This is a genomic window from Rhodococcus sp. PSi06 (assembly GCF_054960675.1).
The window spans coordinates 198,562-216,314 of the sequence record NZ_JBHNYO010000006.1 but is presented as its reverse complement, the minus strand read 5'-3'; the positions used below and the strand labels follow the sequence as shown (position 1 = coordinate 216,314).

Sequence of the window (17,753 nt, the reverse complement as noted above, 5' to 3'; positions counted from 1 at the left end):
TTGAACCGTATCGCGGCGGTGCCCGCGCGTTCCGCAGACTCCAGTGGGGCCGCCCGGCCTACTTGAGGCCGGCCGCGTCCATACCGCGAAGCTCCTTCTTCAGATCCTGGATCTCGTCGCGCAGGCGCCCGGCCAGCTCGAACTTCAATTCACGAGCAGCGTTCATCATCTGATCCGTCATGTTCTTGATCAGATCGGCGAGCTCCGCACGCGGCATGGAGGAGACGTCCTGCCCCTCGTACACCCCGGAGCTGACGGACCGCCCTGCTTCGCCCTGCGCGCGACGTCCGCGGCTGGCATTGCGACCCGACCCACCGATCTCGACGACGTTGTCGGTGTCCTCGGCTTCTTGGTACACCTGATCGAGAATGTCCGCGATCTTCTTGCGCAGCGGCTGCGGATCGACTCCCCTCTCCTTGTTGTACGCAATCTGCTTTTCCCGCCGACGCTCGGTCTCCTCGATGGCGTACGTCATGGAGTCCGTCATCTTGTCCGCGTACATGTGTACTTCGCCGGAGACGTTTCGCGCGGCACGACCGATGGTCTGGATGAGGCTCGTACCGCTGCGGAGGAAGCCCTCCTTGTCGGCGTCGAGAATTGCCACGAGCGATACCTCAGGAAGGTCGAGGCCTTCGCGGAGCAGGTTGATGCCCACCAAAACGTCGTATTCGCCGAGCCGGAGTTGCCGGAGGAGCTCGACTCGGCGCAGGGTGTCGATGTCGGAGTGCAAGTATCGGACGCGGATGCCCAGTTCGAGCAAGTAGTCGGTCAGATCTTCCGACATCTTCTTGGTCAGCGTGGTCACCAGCACGCGCTCGTCCTTCTCCGCGCGCTCGCGGATCTGGTGCACCAGGTCGTCGATCTGTCCCTTGGTCGGTTTGATGACCACCTGAGGATCCACCAGTCCGGTGGGCCGGATGACCTGCTCGACGAACTCGCCACCGGTCTGTCCGAGCTCGTACTTTCCCGGGGTGGCGGAGAGGTAGACGGTCTGGCCGATCCGCTGCGTGAATTCTTCCCACGTCAGCGGACGGTTGTCGGTTGCCGAAGGCAGTCGAAACCCGAAATCGACCAGGTTTCGCTTGCGCGACATGTCGCCCTCGTACATCGCGCCGATCTGCGGCACGGTCACATGCGACTCGTCGATCACGAGCAAGAAGTCCTCGGGGAAGTAGTCGATCAAGGTAGCCGGAGCGGTTCCGGCCCCGCGTCCGTCGATGTGCCGTGAATAGTTCTCGATACCCGAGCAGAACCCGACCTGCTTGATCATTTCCAGGTCGTATTGGGTTCGCATCCGCAGCCTCTGCGCCTCGAGCAGCTTGCCCTTGCCTTCCAGCTCCGCCAGGCGCGCATCGAGTTCGGCTTCGATGTCCTTGACCGCCCGCTCCATCCGCTCGGGACCGGCAACGTAGTGGGTCGCCGGGAAGATGCGCACCGAGTCGACCTGACGGACGATGTCTCCCGTCAACGGGTGGAGGTAGTAGAGCGCTTCGATCTCGTCACCGAAGAACTCGATGCGAATGGCCAGTTCCTCGTACGACGGAATGATCTCGACGGTATCGCCCCGGACTCGGAACGAGCCACGGGTGAAGGCCATGTCGTTGCGGGTGTACTGCACATCGACCAGCAGCCGCAGCAGCGCATCGCGCTGAACCTCGACGTTGACCTCGAGCTCGATGGACCGGTCGACGTACGACTGCGGGGTACCGAGACCGTAGATGCACGACACCGACGCCACCACGACGACGTCACGTCGCGAGAGCAGAGACGCCGTCGCCGAGTGCCGCAGACGCTCGACGTCGTCGTTGATGGACGAGTCCTTCTCGATGTAGGTATCGGTCTGGGCGATGTACGCCTCGGGCTGGTAGTAGTCGTAGTACGACACGAAGTACTCGACAGCGTTGTTGGGCAACATGTCTCGCAGCTCGTTCGCCAGCTGCGCAGCCAGTGTCTTGTTCGGTGCCATCACCAGAGTCGGACGCTGCAGCTTCTCGATCAGCCAGGCCGTGGTTGCCGATTTACCGGTACCCGTGGCACCGAGCAACACGACATCCTTCTCGTCCGCCTTGATCCGCCGTTCGAGCTCGGCGATAGCGGTCGGCTGATCACCGGCCGGCTTGTGCTCGCTGACGACCTCGAACGCCGGGCCGGTGCGCTCGATCGCGCCCACCGGACGGTGTTCGGAGTGCGCGACAACGGGATGTTCGGATGCAAACGCCATTACACAAGCCTAGACGCGACCACCGACAAGTTCGGCGCGGACCGACTGGGGAAGCCGCAATGACGGTAGCTTCTACAGACATGGTCGCTCACACGTCAGCCGGTGCGCACGCCGTCGTACATGCTCCCAAGCACGAGACGTTCGACCTCGTTGCGAAAACCAACGTCGATCCCAAGGGCTTCGTCCGCGCGGTCGACGAGTACCGCGTCGAGCCGTGGGGGCTGTACATGGCCCGGACTTCCGACCACGCTCACTTCGACTACCTCGAGTCCTGGCTACTGCCTGATCTGGGACTGCGAGCCTCGGTGTTCCACTACCTTCCCGCCCACGCGCGCGATCAGGACTACTACGTCGACATCGGCGAGTACACGGCCGGCACCACCCGATGGACGTCGGTCGATCACTACCTCGACCTCAGTGTGCGAACCGGCCGCGATTACGACCTCCTCGACGTCGACGAACTGTTCGACGCACGGGTGGCGCAGCATCTGGACACCCCGACAGCCGAACGTGCCTTGGCCAGATCGATCACCGCCATCGAAGGTCTGACAAAGCACGATTACGACCTGAACGCGTGGCTCGCATCCGTCGGAATGCCGACCGAGTGGAACGGCAAACCCGCCTGACTTACCCGGTCTCCGTTCACACGGACCAGTTCGTCTCCTCGGCCCACTGCCATGCCCGACGGTATGCGACGTCGAACCACGGAGCCTTGGCATTCTCGTAGGCCTCGATGGCTGCGCTGTAGTCGGTGATTCCTGCAGCCGCCTCGGAGGCGCGCCGTTTGATTCCCGCGTATTCCGTCGCGACCGCTGAGTCCGCACGTAGCCAGTCACGGAACAACAGAGCGAACTTCTGGTTCGGCCAACCGTCGACTCGCACATGAACGTTGGCCGGTCGGCCCGGATCGGCATTGCCGTGAAAACGCTTGCCCCACACCGCAGGATCGGCCTCACCGCCCACCCCGTATGCCGGCTTGGGGTCGTCGAAGTTACTGCTCTCGATCCCGGGGAAACCTGCCAGCCGTAACTGTTCGCCGACGGCATCGGCGTCGTCGAGCCCGCGAACCGTTACTTGAATGTCGATGACGTCCTTGGCGTCGAGACCGGGCACCGCGGTGGAACCCACGTGGTCGATTCGCACGGCCTTGTCCGCGCAGGCGAGTGCCAAGCGCCCGATTATTCTGCGGGCCTGCAACTCCCACGCCGGGTCCGCTGTCACCTGTTTCGGATGCGTCCGGGCGACCGTTCCCTCTCTGAGGTTGCGCTCGAAGGGAATCAGGCGCTCGTTCCACAGGGACCGAACCTGCTCGTCGACGCTGCCGGGTGCACCCGTGTTGTCGATCCAGACATCTCCTGCGGCTCGGCGCGCGTCATCGGTCGCCTGCGCGGCGATGCGCGCGCGGGCGTCGGCCTCGGGCATGTTTCTCTGCCCGGTGAGTCGGCGTACTCGCTCTTCGGCGTCGACCCAGACGACCACGACCAGATGAAAGAACGGACCCATGGAGCCTTCGACGAGAAGTGGAATATCCTGCACCACAACGGCATCCGATGCCGCACCGTCGATGATCTCGGAAGTGCGCTGACCGACCAACGGGTGGACGATGGCGTTGAGCTTCTTGCGGGATTCCTCGTTCCCGAAGGCTACCGCTGCCAACGCAGGGCGGTCCAACGAGCCGTCGGGCGCGAGAATGTCGGCACCGAAAGTGTCCGTCAGTTGTTGCAGCCCAGGCGTTCCCGGTTCCACGACTTCACGGGCGAGCACATCGGAGTCGACGAGAACTCCCCCCAGCTCGGTCAGTACCTTGGCAACGGTCGATTTTCCGGCACCTATTCCGCCGGTCAGTCCCAGTCTCAGCATGCACCCAGTCTGACACTCGAACACGCCGAAGCACACCAGCCCCAAATGCACCGGTTTCGGAGGTCTGTCGGTTATCTTCGACCAAGCGCGACCTCGATGTGCCGACCACTGCTATTGAAAAGGACACCCATGCGAAGCAATCAGATCCAACCGGGTCGGCACCGCCTTGGCATGGATGCAGGCGTACATTGCGTTCTGATTCCGGAAGTCGCCTCGGCGTTGGCCGACCACCGGCGTAACTGGTTCACCAACCTTCTGACCCCCGCCCGCCACAGCTTCGCCAGTATGCGCAAGCGCACGGAAAGCGTCGGTCACTGGAGTCCAGCCACCGCCGCGTAGTTCTCACTCCCCCTTACACATGGGCCCGGTTCATCGAACCGGGTCCATTGTCGTATCCGCTGCGCGCAGGTTCGAACGAGAAAGCCCCGGTTCTCTCGTGGAGAGAACCGGGGCCGACGTCACACCCTCACGGGCGAACAACTTCTATCAGGCGTTGCCCGACAGCTTCTCGCGAAGTGCAGCGAGCTGCGCATCGCTGGCCAGCGATCCACCGGTCGAGGCCGGAGCCGACGCTGCGGGAGCATCGCCTTCTGCATCGGCGGGAGCCTGGCCCGACTCGGAGGAGTAGTTGGTGTTGGCGGCTTCGGCAGCTTCGTCCTTGGCCGTCTTCTCCATCTGAGCGGTGTGCATCTTGTGGCGACGCTCGGCCTCGGCGTAGCGACCTTCCCACTCTTCACGCTGCTTCTCGTAGCCTTCGAGCCATTCGTTGGTCTCGGAGTCGAAGCCCTCGGGGAAGATGTAGTTGCCACCCTCGTCGTACGAGTCGGCCATGCCGTACTTGGACGGATCGAACTCTTCTGCGTAATCCTCGTTGGCCTGCTTGAGGCTCAACGAAATCCGGCGACGCTCGAGATCGATGTCGATGACCTTGACGAGTGCGTCGTCGCCGACACCCACGACCTGGTCCGGAACCTCCACGTGGCGCTCGGCCAGCTCGGAGATGTGCACGAGACCCTCGATGCCCTCTTCGACGCGCACGAATGCACCGAAGGGAACCAGCTTGGTGACCTTGCCGGGCACGATCTGGCCGATCGCGTGGGTGCGAGCGAACTGGCGCCACGGATCTTCCTGAGTGGCCTTGAGCGACAGGGAGACGCGCTCGCGGTCCAGGTCGACGTCGAGAACCTCGACGGTGACCTCGGTGCCGACCTCGACAACCTCGGACGGGTGATCGATGTGCTTCCAGGACAGCTCGGAGACGTGCACGAGGCCGTCGACGCCACCCAGGTCCACGAAGGCACCGAAGTTGACGATGGAGGACACGACGCCCTTGCGGACCTGGCCCTTCTGAAGCTGGTGCAGGAACTCGCTGCGGACCTCGGACTGGGTCTGCTCGAGCCATGCGCGGCGCGACAGAACAACGTTGTTGCGGTTCTTGTCGAGCTCGATGATCTTGGCCTCGATCTCCTTGCCGACGTACGGCTGGAGGTCGCGGACACGACGCATCTCGACGAGCGAAGCCGGCAGGAAGCCGCGAAGACCGATGTCCAGGATGAGTCCACCCTTGACGACCTCGATGACGGTGCCCTTGACGGCCTCGTCCTTCTCCTTGAGCTCCTCGATCGTGCCCCAGGCGCGCTCGTACTGAGCTCGCTTCTTGGACAGGATCAGGCGGCCTTCCTTGTCCTCCTTGGTGAGGACGAGTGCTTCGATCTCATCTCCCACGGAGACGACCTCGTTGGGGTCGACGTCGTGCTTGATGGAGAGCTCGCGAGAAGGGATGACGCCTTCGGTCTTGTAACCGATGTCGAGTAGAACCTCGTCGCGATCGACCTTGACGATGGTGCCTTCGACGATGTCACCATCGTTGAAGTACTTGATCGTCGCGTCGATGGCTGCGAGAAAATCCTCTGCGGAGCCGATGTCGTTTACGGCCACCTGCGGTGAGGTTGTGGTTGAGGGCATGTGTTGAGTTGCTCCGGACGGGTTGGGTATCGGTTGATGGATGTTCGGTCGGACCTGTGAAACGTGTGCAACACGAGTGTCGAGGACGACATTTCTGCCGTCTCCGCGAACGCCGAGGTCGGGTGGACCCGAACTGAGCGCAGCATGAAACCACTCGCGTTGAACAGGGTACGCGATGCCGCAGTACCAGCACAAACCCGGTTAGAGTCGGCGTGTGAGCGATCATCCGGTGCTTTCGTCCACTCCCGGCCGCGGCCGCGTCGACTCCGCCGCGAGCGACCGCGCCAGCAGACTCTGGTGGGACTCCGACGCCGACAACTACCACCGTACGCACGGCGCGTTCCTCGGGGTGTCGACCGACACCGGCGAGTTCGTCTGGTGCCCCGAGGGACTGCACGAGGGCGATGTGCACCTACTGGGCGAGGTGGCAGACAAGGACGTTCTCGAAGTGGGATGCGGCAGTGCGCCGTGCGCCCGTTGGCTCGGCGCTCAGGGTGCCCGTGCGATCGGTCTCGACATCTCGATGGGCATGTTGCAACGCGGCGTCGACGCCATGGCCGGGGGTGGTTCGACCGTTCCGCTGGTTCAGGCCAGTGCCGAGGCGTTGCCGTTCGCAGACGAACGATTCGACATCGTGTGCTCGGCGTTCGGAGCAGTCCCGTTCGTCGCCGACTCCGGCAACGTCATGAAGGAAGTCGCCCGCGTCCTGCGCCCGGGCGGAATCTGGGTGTTCGCCGTCAACCATCCGATGCGCTGGGTGTTCCCCGACGATCCCGGGGTCGGCGGGCTGACCGCGACGATTCCGTACTTCGATCGGACACCGTATGTCGAGTACGACGCCGATGGGACGCCCAATTACGTCGAGCATCACCGCACGATCGGCGACCGTGTGCGCGAGCTGGTCGCCGCCGGACTCGAGGTGCGAGACATCGTCGAGCCGGACTGGCCGGAATGGCTGGACCGAGAATGGGGTCAATGGAGTCCCCTTCGTGGCCAACTGTTTCCCGGTACCGCGATCTTCAGCAGTCGAAAGCCGCACTGAGTCCGTCGCCGATCAGCGCCGGTGCACCCGCGCCTCGACGGTCTCGGTGAAGGCACTGGTCGACGCCTGCCCACCGAGGTCGGCTGTCGCCACGCCTGATTCGACCGTGTCGTCGACCGCGTGGCGGATCCGCTCGGCCGCTGCGGCGAGCCGGTCGTGGCCGTGCCGATCGGCGAGCCATTCGAGCAGCATCGCAGCCGACAGGAACAGCGCGGTCGGGTTGGCGCGGTTCTTGCCCGCAATGTCCGGGGCAGATCCGTGCGATGCCTGCGCCATGGCTTGTGATCGTGAGGAGTTGATCGACGGGGCGGTACCGAGCGAGCCGGACAGCTCTCCCGTCAGGTCGGACAGGATGTCGCCGAACATGTTCTCGGCCACGATGACGTCGTAGTCCTCGCCGCGCCGAACCAGATGCGCCGCGAGTGCGTCCACATGTTCTTCGGTGATCTCGACGTGCGGAAACTGTGCACCGACCGATTGGCAGGCATCGCGAAACAAGCCCGTCGTCATCGACAGCACGTTGGTCTTGTGCACGATCGTGAGCTTGCGGCGGCGTTTGTCGGCCAGCGAGAATGCCTCGCGCGCAATGCGTTCGCATGCCTCGCGGGTGAAGACTCCGACCGCGAGTGCCACATCGGGTGTCGGCATGAATTCTCCGCTGCCGACGAACATGTTGCGATCGGCGTAGAAGCCCTCGGTGTTCTCTCGGACCACTATCAAATCCATGTTCGGCGACACCGAACGCACCCCGGCAAGGGCCTTCGCAGGCCGGATGTTGGCGAACAGGTCGAACTGTTTCCGAATCCGCCCGCCCGGGGTCAGCTGCGAACGAAACGGCTCCGGATACGCGGCACTGTCGTGTGGACCCAGAATCCAACACTCGAGCTCGGCCAGCTCCCGCATCGTGCTCTCGGGTATCGCCGTGCCGTACTCGTCGATGGCATCGAGCCCCAGGGGTAGGTGCACCCACTCGACGGCCGGTCCACCGACAGCCGCCAGTGCCGCGTCGACCACTCGAGTTGTTGCGGGCACGATTTCGTGGCCGATTCCATCGCCGGTCATGGCCCCGATCCGTAGCGCGGTTGCATTCCGGCCGTCCGTTTGCGACATCATGACCTCCATGGTGCAGTCTGCAGAACTTCTCCTCGACTCCGGCCTCGATGCAGCGGTTCGCCTCGAGTGGGCGACGCTGTCCGACGCCGGCCTTCCGAGCCAGAACCGGCACCTCGGTGAATCGAACCGCCCACACATCACCGTCGCGGTGGCGTCGTCGATGCCCGTCGCGGTGGACGACGGCGCAGCGATCCGTTTCGATCCGTTCGACGTGCGGCTCGGTGGCCTCGTCGTGTTCGGGGGCCGGACGGCAACACTGGCACGTCTGGTCGTGCCGAGCACCGAACTGCTCGACCTGCATGCCAGGACGCTCGCCGCCGTGGGCCCTGGATCGTTCGACAATGTCGATACCGGACGGTGGACGCCGCACGTGACCCTGGCCCGGCGCTTGACGTCCGAGGAGGCAGGGGCCGCCGTGCGGTTGCTGTCGGCGAGCGTCGATGACCTGGTCGGCTCTGCTGTGGCCCTACGTCGATGGGATGGCGAAGCCAAGCGCGAGTGGCGAATCGGCTGACCGCTACCTCAGAACGTGAAGTCGCCGAACTGTGTGACCTCCGCGTGGGTATCGGGAGCGAAGCCTGCGACCACGAGAGCATCGATGGCCAGGAAAGACAGCACAACTACCAATACAATTGTCATGCACCTAGCGTCCTACCTGGGGTGAGCTCTCACGAGTGGCAGGAAAGCCACATATCGTCGAATTTCTGCCATACTTTTACGCATGCTGAAACGAGTGGTCGTTGCGCTGATGCCGTTGACCGAACAGTTCGAGCTCGGCGTCGCATGTGAGGTCTTCGGGTTCGATCGCTCGGACGAGGGTCTCCCCACCTACGACTTCTCCCTGATCGCGGGTGTCCCCCAACCGATCCGCACCCGCGTCGGCTACACCATCGACGTGCCCCATGATCTCGACCGACTCGACAGCGCGGACCTGATCATCATCCCGGCCGGTGGCACCGAGGCCGCCGACGACGGCAGCTATGTGTGCGGCACCGGATACGACCCGTCCATCGAGCCCTTACTGGCCAAACTCCGCTCGGCGGTGGACCGGGGTGCCATGGTCGCAAGCCTGTGCAACGGTGCGTTCGTGCTGGGCCAGGCAGGACTGCTCGACGGCCGGCCCTGTACGACGCATTGGCGGCATTCGGCAGTACTGGCCGCGAAATATCCGCTGGCTCGGGTGGATCCGAACGTTCTCTATGTGGACGCAGGCAACGTACTCACCAGCGCAGGAACTGCCGCCGGAATCGACCTGTGTTTGCATATCGTGCGCAAGTACCAGGGCAGCGTCGTGGCCAACGGGATAGCCCGCAGAATGGTGGTCCCACCGCATCGCGACGGCGGCCAAGCCCAATTCGTCACCAGTCCCCTGCCCGCCACGCACACCGAGACGTTGGCACCGCTGCTGGATTGGATGACCGAGAACCTCGACTCCGAACTCACCATCGGGCGTTTGGCCGCACGGGTGAACATGTCGGCACGAACGTTCGCACGCAAATTCGCGGCCGAAACCGGAACGACTCCGGCGCGGTGGCTCAACGATCAACGGGTGCTGGCAGCGCAGCAACTACTGGAGAATTCCGATCTACCGATGGATTCGATCGCCGAGGTGGTCGGATTCGGGAACGCCGCAGCCCTGAGGCAGCACTTCGTGAGATTGCGATGCACCACCCCGAACTCGTATCGCAGGACCTTCCGCGCCGCGCCGCAGCCCGTCTGACATAGCGGTCCGACAAAGCGGGTCCGACTCAGCCGGTCTGACACAGCCGGTCTGACACAGCCGGGATGATTCCAGCGAACGTCTGCGTTGACATGGTCAGAAAGCGCAACCAACGAGAGGAAACGCGTGGCCACTCAGACTTTGACTCAGCAGAACTTCGACGACATCGTCACCAACAACGATGTGGTGTTGGTCGATTTCTGGGCATCCTGGTGCGGCCCTTGCCGCCAGTTCGCTCCGACGTTCGAGAAGTCCTCGGACGCGCACCCCGACGTCGTACATGCAAAGGTCGACACCGAGGCCGAGCAGGGACTCGCCGCAGCAGCACAGATTCAGTCGATCCCGACGATCATGGCGTTCCGCGAGGGAATCCTGGTCTACGCGCAGCCCGGCGCGCTGCCTGCCCCGGCGCTCGAGGACCTCGTCGGTCAGATCAAGGCACTCGACATGGACGTCGTACGCCAGCAGATCGCCGAGCAGGCTCCGGCAGCGGAGTAAAACTACCGCCCAGCAACACTCGAAGGGCCGCTCACCGGATTCGGTGAGCGGCCTTCGCGTCGTCTGTGCCTCGAGATCAGTGAGCCGCGGCATCCCAGCTTCGGCCGGTGCCGACCGATACCTCGAGGGGCACCGACAGTTCGATCGCCGACGACATCTTGTTCCGAACCAGTGCTTCGACTTCCTCACGCTCGGAGTCGACCACCTCGAGCACCAATTCGTCGTGTACCTGCAACAACATTCGCGACTTCAGGGTCGACTCCGCCAACGACTTGTGCACGTCGATCATCGCGACCTTGATGATGTCTGCGGCGGTGCCTTGGATGGGCGCGTTCAGTGCAGCGCGCTCGGCCACCTCGCGGCGCTGGCGGTTGTCGCTGTTCAGATCCGGCAAGTAACGTCGCCGGCCGTACAGCGTCGAGGTGTAGCCCACTTTGCGCGCTTCCTCGACGGCATTGCGCAGATAGTCACGCACGCCGCCGAACCGCGCGAAGTACGCCTCCATCTGCTGTTTCGCCTCCTCGGTGGAAATCTTCAGTTGAGCAGCGAGGCCGAACGCGCTGAGCCCGTACGCCAATCCGTAGGACATCGCCTTCACCCGACGACGCAATTCGGGGGTGACTTCCTCGATCGGCACTCCGAAAGCCCGGGAACCGACGAAGCTGTGCAGGTCCTCACCGGTGTTGAACGCCTCGATCAGTCCCTCGTCGCCGGACACGTGCGCCATGATGCGCATTTCGATCTGGCTGTAGTCGGCGGTCAGCAACGTGTCGTAACCCGTACCGACGACGAACCCGTCGCGGATGTGCCGTCCCGCCTCGTTGCGGACCGGGATGTTCTGCAGATTCGGTTCGGTGGACGACAGCCGCCCGGTGGCCGCGACGGTCTGATTGAACGTGGTGTGGATGCGTCCGTCGTCGGCGACGGACTTGAGCAGTCCGTCGACCGTCACCTTCATCCGCGTCGCGTCGCGGTGATCGAGCAGGAACTTCAGAAAGGGATGCTCGGTTTTCTCGAACAACCCTTGCAGCGCATCGGCATCGGTGGTGTAACCGGTCTTGGTCTTCTTGGTCTTGGGCATGTCGAGTTCTTCGAACAGCACTACCTGCAGCTGCTTCGGAGAACCCAGGTTGATCTGCTTGTCGATCACTCCGTAGGCGGAATTCGCGGCCTCGTCGACCTGCGCGGCGAAACCCGACTGCAGGGAGCGAAGGTGGTCGCTGTCCACCGCGATACCGGTTGCCTCCACATCGGCCAGGACCGTCAGCAGCGGCAACTCCATCTCGGAGAGCAGAGTCGTCGATTCGATGGCGGCGAGCTCCGCGTCGAGCGCATCGGCCAGATCGATCACAGCCCGCGCCTTGAGAATCTCGCCCTCCGCGAAGGCCGCATCGGCGGTGTCCTCGGCGTCGAGCAACGACATTTGGCCCTCGCCCGCATCCTCGACGCGAAGTTCTCGCTTGAGGTAGCGCAGCGACAGATCGTCCAGGTTGAACGAACGCTGACCCGGCCGGACGAGATACGCGGCCAACGCGGTGTCGGTGGTCAAGCCCGCGAGGGTCCAGCCTCGGCCACGCACCGCGTGCAGTGCCCACTTCGCCTCGTGCAGCGCCTTGGGTCGTGCCGGATCGGCGAGCCACGCCGCCAGTGCGTGCTCGTCGGATTCGTCGAGAGCTGTAGTGGTGACGAAGGCACCTTCGCCGTCTGCTGCGGCGATTGCCACCGAGGTCGCGTCACTGTCGAACGGTCTGCGCGGTCCCAGGACCGACAGGCCACTGCGTCGGCCGTCGGACGCATGTTCGTCCAGCCACGCGGCCAATTCACCCGGTGCCACGATTCCACCGCGAACGTCGAAGCCTTCCTCGGCCTCGGGCTCGACCGACGCGAGGGTCTCGAACAGTCGATCTCGCAGAATTCGGAATTCGAGATCGTCGAACAGGGCGTGGATCTTCTCCCGATCCCAGGGGGCCAATTCGAGCTGATCGGGGGTGTACGGCAACGGCACATCGCGCACCATCTCGGTGAGCTCGCGGTTGAGCACCACACTCGACAAATTGGCGCGCAGTGCATCGCCCACCTTGCCCTTGACCTTGTCCACGTTGTCGACGAGAGCGGTGAGCGAGCCGTATTCGATGATCCACTTGGTCGCGGTCTTCTCCCCCACCCCCGGGATGCCGGGGAGGTTGTCACTCGGGTCTCCGCGAAGAGCCGCGAAGTCCGGATACTGAGACGGCGTCAACCCGTACTTACCGGCAACCTCGTCGGGGGTGAACCGGGTGAGGTCCGAAACACCCTTGCGCGGATACAACACCGTCACGTTGTCGGTGACCAACTGCAGGGCGTCGCGGTCGCCGGTGACCACGAGGACGCGATACCCGAGCGCCTCGGCCTGCGTCACCAACGTGGCGATGATGTCGTCCGCCTCGAACCCGGCCTCCGCCATCACCGGAATACCCATGGCCCCCAGCACATCCTTGGTGATGTCGACCTGGCCGGCGAACTCGTCCGGAGTCTTGCTCCGGTTGGCCTTGTACTCGGGAAAGCGCTCGGCTCGAAAGGTCTGTCGTGAGACGTCGAACGCAGCAGCGATATGGGTCGGCTTCTCGTCCCGAAGCAGGTTGATCAGCATCGAGGTGAACCCGTACACCGCGTTGGTGGATTGACCACTGGTGGTCTTGAAGTTGTCCGCCGGCAGCGCGAAGAAGGCACGGAAGGCCATCGAGTGACCGTCGATCAGGAGCAACGTGGGACGGGTCCCGCCCGCCTTCGCGTCGGATCCGGCCGCGGGCGCTGCACTTTTCTCGGTTACTGGGCTCACAGTCGACCAGTCTAGGTAGAGGGTCCGACAACTCGTAGCCGGATGCTCGCTCCGCGACGCGACCGCTCGAACGGCACCCGTCGCGGGCCGCGAAACACAACCGATACTTTCCGGAAATCTCAGTCGCCGATTTCGCGTCGTTTCAGCGGATAGAGTCCGACAATTGCAGTAAATCCCCAACCCGTGACTCAACGACAACCGTCCGGAGGACGTGCGTGGCTCCAAAAGTTCGATGGACCAGAAAGGTGCAACCGCCGAGGTTGCGCGCAAGATCTGCCGTTCGGCTCCTGCAGCGAACACTTCTACTCGCCGTTCTGAGTTCGATTGCCGCGCTGCTGTTCGGTGCGCCGGCATTGGCTCAGGAACCCAGTCCCACTCCCCCGGCTGCGCCGGGAACGAGTGCTGAACAGACACCACCCGCAGACGCCGTGAGCGTCGCAGGATCTCTCAACAACGGCGGCGAGCGCCTCGTCGGCGTCGATGTCGCCGCGCTCGACGCAAGCGGTGCCGAAGTCGCCCGCACCACCAGCGAAACCGGTGGTCGGTGGACACTCGACCTGTCTCCCGGCACGTACACGTTCCAGGTAGTGGAGGACACACTTCCCGACGGAGTGAGCGTCCAGGCAGAAGTCCAGCGTGACGTTCAAGCCGGGCGTTCCAACACCGTCATCTTCTCGTTCGGTGAGGCCAGAACCGCCACGAGCGTCCCCTTCTACGAGAAGTTCGTACGCACCACCGTCGACGGAATCCGCTTCGGGCTCGTGATCGCGCTCGCCGCCATCGGCCTGAGCCTGATCTTCGGCACCACCGGTCTGACCAACTTCGCACACGGCGAATTGGTGACCCTCGGTGCCGTCGCCGCGTGGATCTTCAACGTCAGCATGGGAATTCAGCTGATACCCGCGACGGTCCTGGCGGTGATAGTCGGTGTCGCGATCGGCTGGCTGAACAATGCGTTGATATGGCGACCCCTTCGCAAGCGTCGAACCGGCCTGATCGCGCAGTTGGTCGTAACCATCGGGCTCGCCATCGCGCTCCGATATCTGATCCTGATCTTCTTCTCCGATCGTGCCGAACCGTTCGCCGACTATCAGGCTCAGACCGAGAACGACTGGGGCCCGCTGTCGATCACCAATGTCAACCTCGCCTGCATCGTCATCAGTATCGTCGTCCTGATCGGCGTCGCACTGATGTTGCAGCGCACCAAGATCGGTAAAGCCATGCGGGCAGTGGCCGACAACCGTGACCTGGCCGCATCCTCCGGCATCAACGTCGAGCGCGTGGTGACGTTCGTCTGGTGCCTCGGCGGCGGACTGGCCGCACTCGGTGGCGTGCTGTTCGGACTCTCCGAACTCGGCGGACGCGTTCAGTGGGAGATGGGATTCAAGCTCCTACTGCTGATGTTCGCCGGAATCACGCTCGGTGGACTCGGCACGGCCTACGGCGCATTCCTCGGTTGCGTCATCGTGGGGCTGCTCGTTCAGTGGTCGACGCTGATCATCAATCCCGATCTCAAATACATCGGAGGGTTGCTCGTCTTGATTCTCATCCTCGTCGTCCGTCCACAGGGCATCCTCGGCTCGCGACAAAGGATCGGGTGACAACTCCATGGACATCATCGGCGCACTTCAGATCTCACTCGCTCAGCTCGTCGGCCCGTCGGCCATCTTCTATGCTCTGCTCGCCATCGGCCTGAACCTGCACTTCGGCTACGCAGGCCTGCTCAACTTCGGCCAGATCGGCTTCGCACTTCTCGGGGGCTACGGCGTCGGCATCACCACGATCACCTACGAGCAGCCGTTGTGGCTCGGCATTCTGGTCGGTCTCGCCGCGGCAGGTCTGCTGGCCCTGGTTCTCGGTATTCCGACTCTGCGACTGCGGGCCGACTATCTCGCGATCGTCACCATCGCGGCCTCGGAAATTCTGCGATTGGTATTTCGTTCGACCGCAACGGATTCGGTGACCAAGTCCACCAACGGCATCACCGGCTTCGCCGCTCCGTTCACCAACCTCAGCCCTTTCGAGGGCGGTAAAACGTACAGCTTCATCGGCGTGCGGTTCCTGGGCAACGACCTGTGGGCGATGCTCGTCGGCTGGACTCTGGTGCTGGTGCTGTGCGGAGTGATCTACCTACTCACACACAGTCCATGGGGACGCGTCCTCAAGGCTGTCCGTGAGGACGAGGACGCGGCCCGCTCCCTGGGTAAGAACGTCTTCGTCTACAAGATGCAGGCGCTCGTTCTCGGTGGAGTCATCGGCGGTATGGGCGGTGTGTTCAACGCACTGCAGACCCAGTCCATCAACCCCGACTTCTACTCGACCGCGCAGACGTTCTTCGCATTCGGCGCACTGATTCTCGGTGGGGCGGCAACAGTGTTCGGCCCGGTACTGGGCGCGATGCTCTTCTGGTTCCTGCTGTCCATTCCCGATGCGATTCTGCGGCAACTGATCTCCGGCGACGACCCGGTGCTCAACCTCACCGGTGCCCAGGTAGGTGCTACGCGATTCGTGCTCCTGGGAATCCTGATCGCCGTGTTGATGGTGTTCAGACCGCAGGGCATTCTCGGCAACAAGCGAGAGGTTCAACTCAATGCCTGACCTGAGCAAGGATGCGGCTCCAACAGCCGCACCGAGCAAGAAAGCAAGCACACTCGAATCACGCGCTGCCCAAGCGTTGTCGAGCGATCAACGCACGTCGTTGTTCGCCGGTGTCGCGAACGAACCCGGTGCCCCGAAACCCGACGCCACCCTGGTGGTGGATGGGGTCTCGCGGACCTTCGGCGGTCTCAAGGCCGTCGACGTGGCCCACCTCGAAATTCAGCGCGGCTGCATCACCGGTCTCATCGGTCCGAACGGGGCAGGCAAGACCACGCTGTTCAACCTGCTCACCGGATTCGACCGTCCCGACACGGGAACGTGGTCGATGGACGGGCAGGAACTCGGCCGGATGCATCCCCATCAGGTGGCCCGCAAGGGCGTGGTTCGAACGTTCCAGTTGACCAAGGCCTTGTCCAAACTGACTGTTCTGGACAATGTTCGGCTCGGCGCGACGGGTCAACGCGGTGAACGAATGCTCAACACGTTCATGCCGTGGACCTGGAAAGCGCAGGAGCGCCAGATCACCGAACGCGCCATGGAACTACTCGGACGCTTCAAGCTCGACGCCAAAGCCGACGACCTCGCCGGATCGTTGTCGGGTGGTCAGCGCAAGTTGCTCGAGATGGCCCGTGCGCTGATGACCGATCCGTCGGTCGTCATGCTCGACGAGCCGATGGCCGGGGTCAATCCCGCTCTGACGCAGTCACTTCTGGGTCACATCAAGTCCCTGCGCGACGACGGTATGACCGTCGTGTTCGTCGAGCACGACATGGACGTCATCCGCGATATCAGTGATTGGGTGGTGGTGATGGCTCAGGGCAGCATCATCGCCGAGTCCACGCCGGAGGAACTGTCCAACAACGGTGCCGTCGTCGACGCTTACCTGGGCAGCCATCACGATCAGGCTCTCGAATTCGACGCCGACGGCAATCCGGTCGGGGCCACCGCCGAATTGGCGGAAGCTCTGAAACAAGCAGAGAAGGACGAACTCGAAGCGGGAGGCGATCTTTCGGAACCCGAGTTCGTCAGCCCGGTGACGCCCGATGTCGCCGAAGGCGGCTCGCACCGGGCCAAGGAGGACAACTGATGAGCGAACAAACGTTGACGCCGGCGGAATTCGCCGCAACTCCCGGGGAACACGCGCGACTGGCCGACGGTGCGCTGTTGCGCGCCGACGGATTGGTCGCCGGATACATCCCGGGTGTCAACATTCTCAGCGAGTGCAACTTCTTCCTCAACGACGGCGAGATCGTCGGCATCATCGGCCCCAACGGTGCCGGTAAGTCGACACTGCTCAAGACGCTGTTCGGGCTCGTCGCGGTCCGTGAGGGCAGTGTGAAGTTACGCGGTGACAACATCACCTCTGCCGAGGCGCACGTGTTGGTCACCAAGGGTGTCGGATATGTTCCGCAGACGCAGAACGTATTCCCGTCGCTGACCATCGAGGAAAACCTCGAAATGGGAATCTACTTGCGTCCCAAGAAGTTCAACGAGCGATTCGAGTTCGTGAGCGAACTGTTCCCGCTGCTCGGAGAGCGCAAGAAGGTCAAGGCAGGCGCACTGTCCGGTGGCGAACGACAGATGGTCGCCATGGGACGCGCGCTGATGATGGAGCCATCGGTACTGCTGCTCGACGAACCGTCGGCCGGATTGTCACCGATGTTCCAGGACGAGGTGTTCATCCGCTGCAAGAAGATCAACGCGGCGGGTGTCTCGATCATCATGGTCGAGCAGAATGCCCGCCGCTGCCTGCAGATCTGCGACCGTGGATACGTCCTCGATCAGGGTCGCAACGCCTACACCGATACCGGCCCGGCGTTGATGAACGACCCGAAGGTCATCGAGCTGTACCTGGGTACCCTGGCCGGCAGCAAGGAGAAGAAGACGTAGATCGTCTTCCACGACGAAGCCCCGGTTC

Annotated in this window: 15 protein-coding genes; 10 read left to right on the top strand and 5 right to left on the bottom strand. The window is 63.2% G+C overall.

The window, feature by feature from the left end:
* Positions 1-58: 58 nt before the first annotated feature.
* Complete coding sequence (gene uvrB / locus ACFI9K_RS10490; protein WP_462663426.1) at positions 59-2,221, bottom strand: excinuclease ABC subunit UvrB; 2,163 nt, start codon at positions 2,219-2,221, stop codon at positions 59-61.
* 80 nt (positions 2,222-2,301) lie between these two features.
* Between uvrB and ACFI9K_RS10485 the strand changes: the two genes are divergently transcribed.
* Positions 2,302-2,847 carry a ribonuclease FAU-1 family protein gene (locus tag ACFI9K_RS10485; protein WP_462663459.1) on the top strand — a complete coding sequence of 182 codons (546 nt, stop codon included), beginning with the start codon at positions 2,302-2,304 and terminating at the stop codon, positions 2,845-2,847.
* 16 nt (positions 2,848-2,863) lie between these two features.
* On the opposite strand, the gene coaE is transcribed toward ACFI9K_RS10485, so the two are convergent.
* Positions 2,864-4,081 (bottom strand): dephospho-CoA kinase, encoded by a 1,218-nt coding sequence (coaE, locus tag ACFI9K_RS10480; protein ID WP_462663425.1) that lies wholly within the window; start codon positions 4,079-4,081, stop codon positions 2,864-2,866.
* A 129-nt stretch (positions 4,082-4,210) separates the two neighbouring features.
* Here coaE and ACFI9K_RS10475 point away from each other — a divergent pair, with 129 nt between their 5' ends.
* The gene (locus ACFI9K_RS10475; RefSeq protein WP_222095760.1) at positions 4,211-4,420 is read left to right on the top strand and encodes a hypothetical protein; all 210 of its coding nucleotides are present in this window, start codon (positions 4,211-4,213) and stop codon (positions 4,418-4,420) included.
* A 147-nt stretch (positions 4,421-4,567) separates the two neighbouring features.
* Here ACFI9K_RS10475 and rpsA read toward each other — a convergent pair whose 3' ends face one another.
* The gene (rpsA, locus tag ACFI9K_RS10470) at positions 4,568-6,046 is read right to left on the bottom strand and encodes a 30S ribosomal protein S1 (RefSeq protein ID WP_027497255.1); all 1,479 of its coding nucleotides are present in this window, start codon (positions 6,044-6,046) and stop codon (positions 4,568-4,570) included.
* Between the two features lie 214 nt (positions 6,047-6,260).
* Here rpsA and ACFI9K_RS10465 point away from each other — a divergent pair, with 214 nt between their 5' ends.
* The gene (locus tag ACFI9K_RS10465) at positions 6,261-7,088 is read left to right on the top strand and encodes a class I SAM-dependent methyltransferase (protein WP_462663424.1); all 828 of its coding nucleotides are present in this window, start codon (positions 6,261-6,263) and stop codon (positions 7,086-7,088) included.
* Positions 7,089-7,100: 12 nt separating this feature from the next.
* Here the strand turns inward: ACFI9K_RS10465 and ACFI9K_RS10460 are convergent, their stop codons facing one another.
* On the bottom strand, positions 7,101-8,198 hold the full coding sequence (locus ACFI9K_RS10460) for an isocitrate/isopropylmalate dehydrogenase family protein (protein WP_462663458.1): 1,098 nt from the start codon (positions 8,196-8,198) through the stop codon (positions 7,101-7,103).
* A 10-nt stretch (positions 8,199-8,208) separates the two neighbouring features.
* Between ACFI9K_RS10460 and ACFI9K_RS10455 the strand changes: the two genes are divergently transcribed.
* From ACFI9K_RS10455 to trxA, 3 genes are all read left to right on the top strand, one after another.
* A complete protein-coding gene (locus ACFI9K_RS10455) occupies positions 8,209-8,715 on the top strand; it encodes a 2'-5' RNA ligase family protein (protein WP_462663423.1) in 507 nt (168 codons plus the stop codon).
* A gap of 207 nt (positions 8,716-8,922) precedes the next feature.
* Entirely contained in the window at positions 8,923-9,921 is a 999-nt protein-coding gene (locus ACFI9K_RS10450) for a helix-turn-helix domain-containing protein (protein ID WP_462663422.1), read from the top strand.
* Positions 9,922-10,047: 126 nt separating this feature from the next.
* On the top strand, positions 10,048-10,419 hold the full coding sequence (trxA, locus tag ACFI9K_RS10445) for a thioredoxin (protein WP_222095764.1): 372 nt from the start codon (positions 10,048-10,050) through the stop codon (positions 10,417-10,419).
* Between the two features lie 76 nt (positions 10,420-10,495).
* Here the strand turns inward: trxA and polA are convergent, their stop codons facing one another.
* The gene (gene polA / locus ACFI9K_RS10440; protein ID WP_462663421.1) at positions 10,496-13,237 is read right to left on the bottom strand and encodes a DNA polymerase I; all 2,742 of its coding nucleotides are present in this window, start codon (positions 13,235-13,237) and stop codon (positions 10,496-10,498) included.
* A gap of 260 nt (positions 13,238-13,497) precedes the next feature.
* On the opposite strand from polA, the gene ACFI9K_RS10435 reads away from it, so the two are divergent.
* Genes ACFI9K_RS10435 through ACFI9K_RS10420 form a run of 4 tightly spaced genes read left to right on the top strand, consistent with a single transcriptional unit; the run spans position 13,498 to position 17,725 of the window.
* Positions 13,498-14,838, top strand: a complete 1,341-nt coding sequence (locus tag ACFI9K_RS10435) for a branched-chain amino acid ABC transporter permease (protein WP_462663420.1) — start codon at positions 13,498-13,500, stop codon at positions 14,836-14,838.
* A 7-nt stretch (positions 14,839-14,845) separates the two neighbouring features.
* Positions 14,846-15,835: a branched-chain amino acid ABC transporter permease gene (locus ACFI9K_RS10430; RefSeq protein ID WP_222095767.1), complete on the top strand. Its 990-nt coding sequence runs from the start codon at positions 14,846-14,848 to the stop codon at positions 15,833-15,835.
* A complete protein-coding gene (locus ACFI9K_RS10425; RefSeq protein ID WP_462663419.1) occupies positions 15,828-16,922 on the top strand; it encodes an ABC transporter ATP-binding protein in 1,095 nt (364 codons plus the stop codon). The genes ACFI9K_RS10430 and ACFI9K_RS10425 overlap by 8 nt, the downstream gene beginning before the upstream one ends.
* Positions 16,922-17,725, top strand: coding sequence for an ABC transporter ATP-binding protein (locus ACFI9K_RS10420; protein WP_462663418.1), 804 nt, complete (start codon positions 16,922-16,924; stop codon positions 17,723-17,725). The genes ACFI9K_RS10425 and ACFI9K_RS10420 overlap by 1 nt, the downstream gene beginning before the upstream one ends.
* Positions 17,726-17,753 lie beyond the last annotated feature (28 nt).

Coding starts and splice junctions, on each gene's coding strand:
- ACFI9K_RS10425 (WP_462663419.1), top strand. CDS start 15,828: ATGCCTGACCTGAGCAAGGATGCGGCTCCAACAGCCGCACCGAGCAAG.
- ACFI9K_RS10430 (WP_222095767.1), top strand. CDS start 14,846: ATGGACATCATCGGCGCACTTCAGATCTCACTCGCTCAGCTCGTCGGC.
- ACFI9K_RS10475 (WP_222095760.1), top strand. CDS start 4,211: ATGCGAAGCAATCAGATCCAACCGGGTCGGCACCGCCTTGGCATGGAT.
- ACFI9K_RS10420 (WP_462663418.1), top strand. CDS start 16,922: ATGAGCGAACAAACGTTGACGCCGGCGGAATTCGCCGCAACTCCCGGG.
- uvrB (WP_462663426.1), bottom strand. CDS start 2,221: ATGGCGTTTGCATCCGAACATCCCGTTGTCGCGCACTCCGAACACCGT.
- coaE (WP_462663425.1), bottom strand. CDS start 4,081: ATGCTGAGACTGGGACTGACCGGCGGAATAGGTGCCGGAAAATCGACC.
- ACFI9K_RS10460 (WP_462663458.1), bottom strand. CDS start 8,198: ATGTCGCAAACGGACGGCCGGAATGCAACCGCGCTACGGATCGGGGCC.
- ACFI9K_RS10455 (WP_462663423.1), top strand. CDS start 8,209: ATGGTGCAGTCTGCAGAACTTCTCCTCGACTCCGGCCTCGATGCAGCG.
- rpsA (WP_027497255.1), bottom strand. CDS start 6,046: ATGCCCTCAACCACAACCTCACCGCAGGTGGCCGTAAACGACATCGGC.
- ACFI9K_RS10485 (WP_462663459.1), top strand. CDS start 2,302: ATGGTCGCTCACACGTCAGCCGGTGCGCACGCCGTCGTACATGCTCCC.
- ACFI9K_RS10450 (WP_462663422.1), top strand. CDS start 8,923: ATGCTGAAACGAGTGGTCGTTGCGCTGATGCCGTTGACCGAACAGTTC.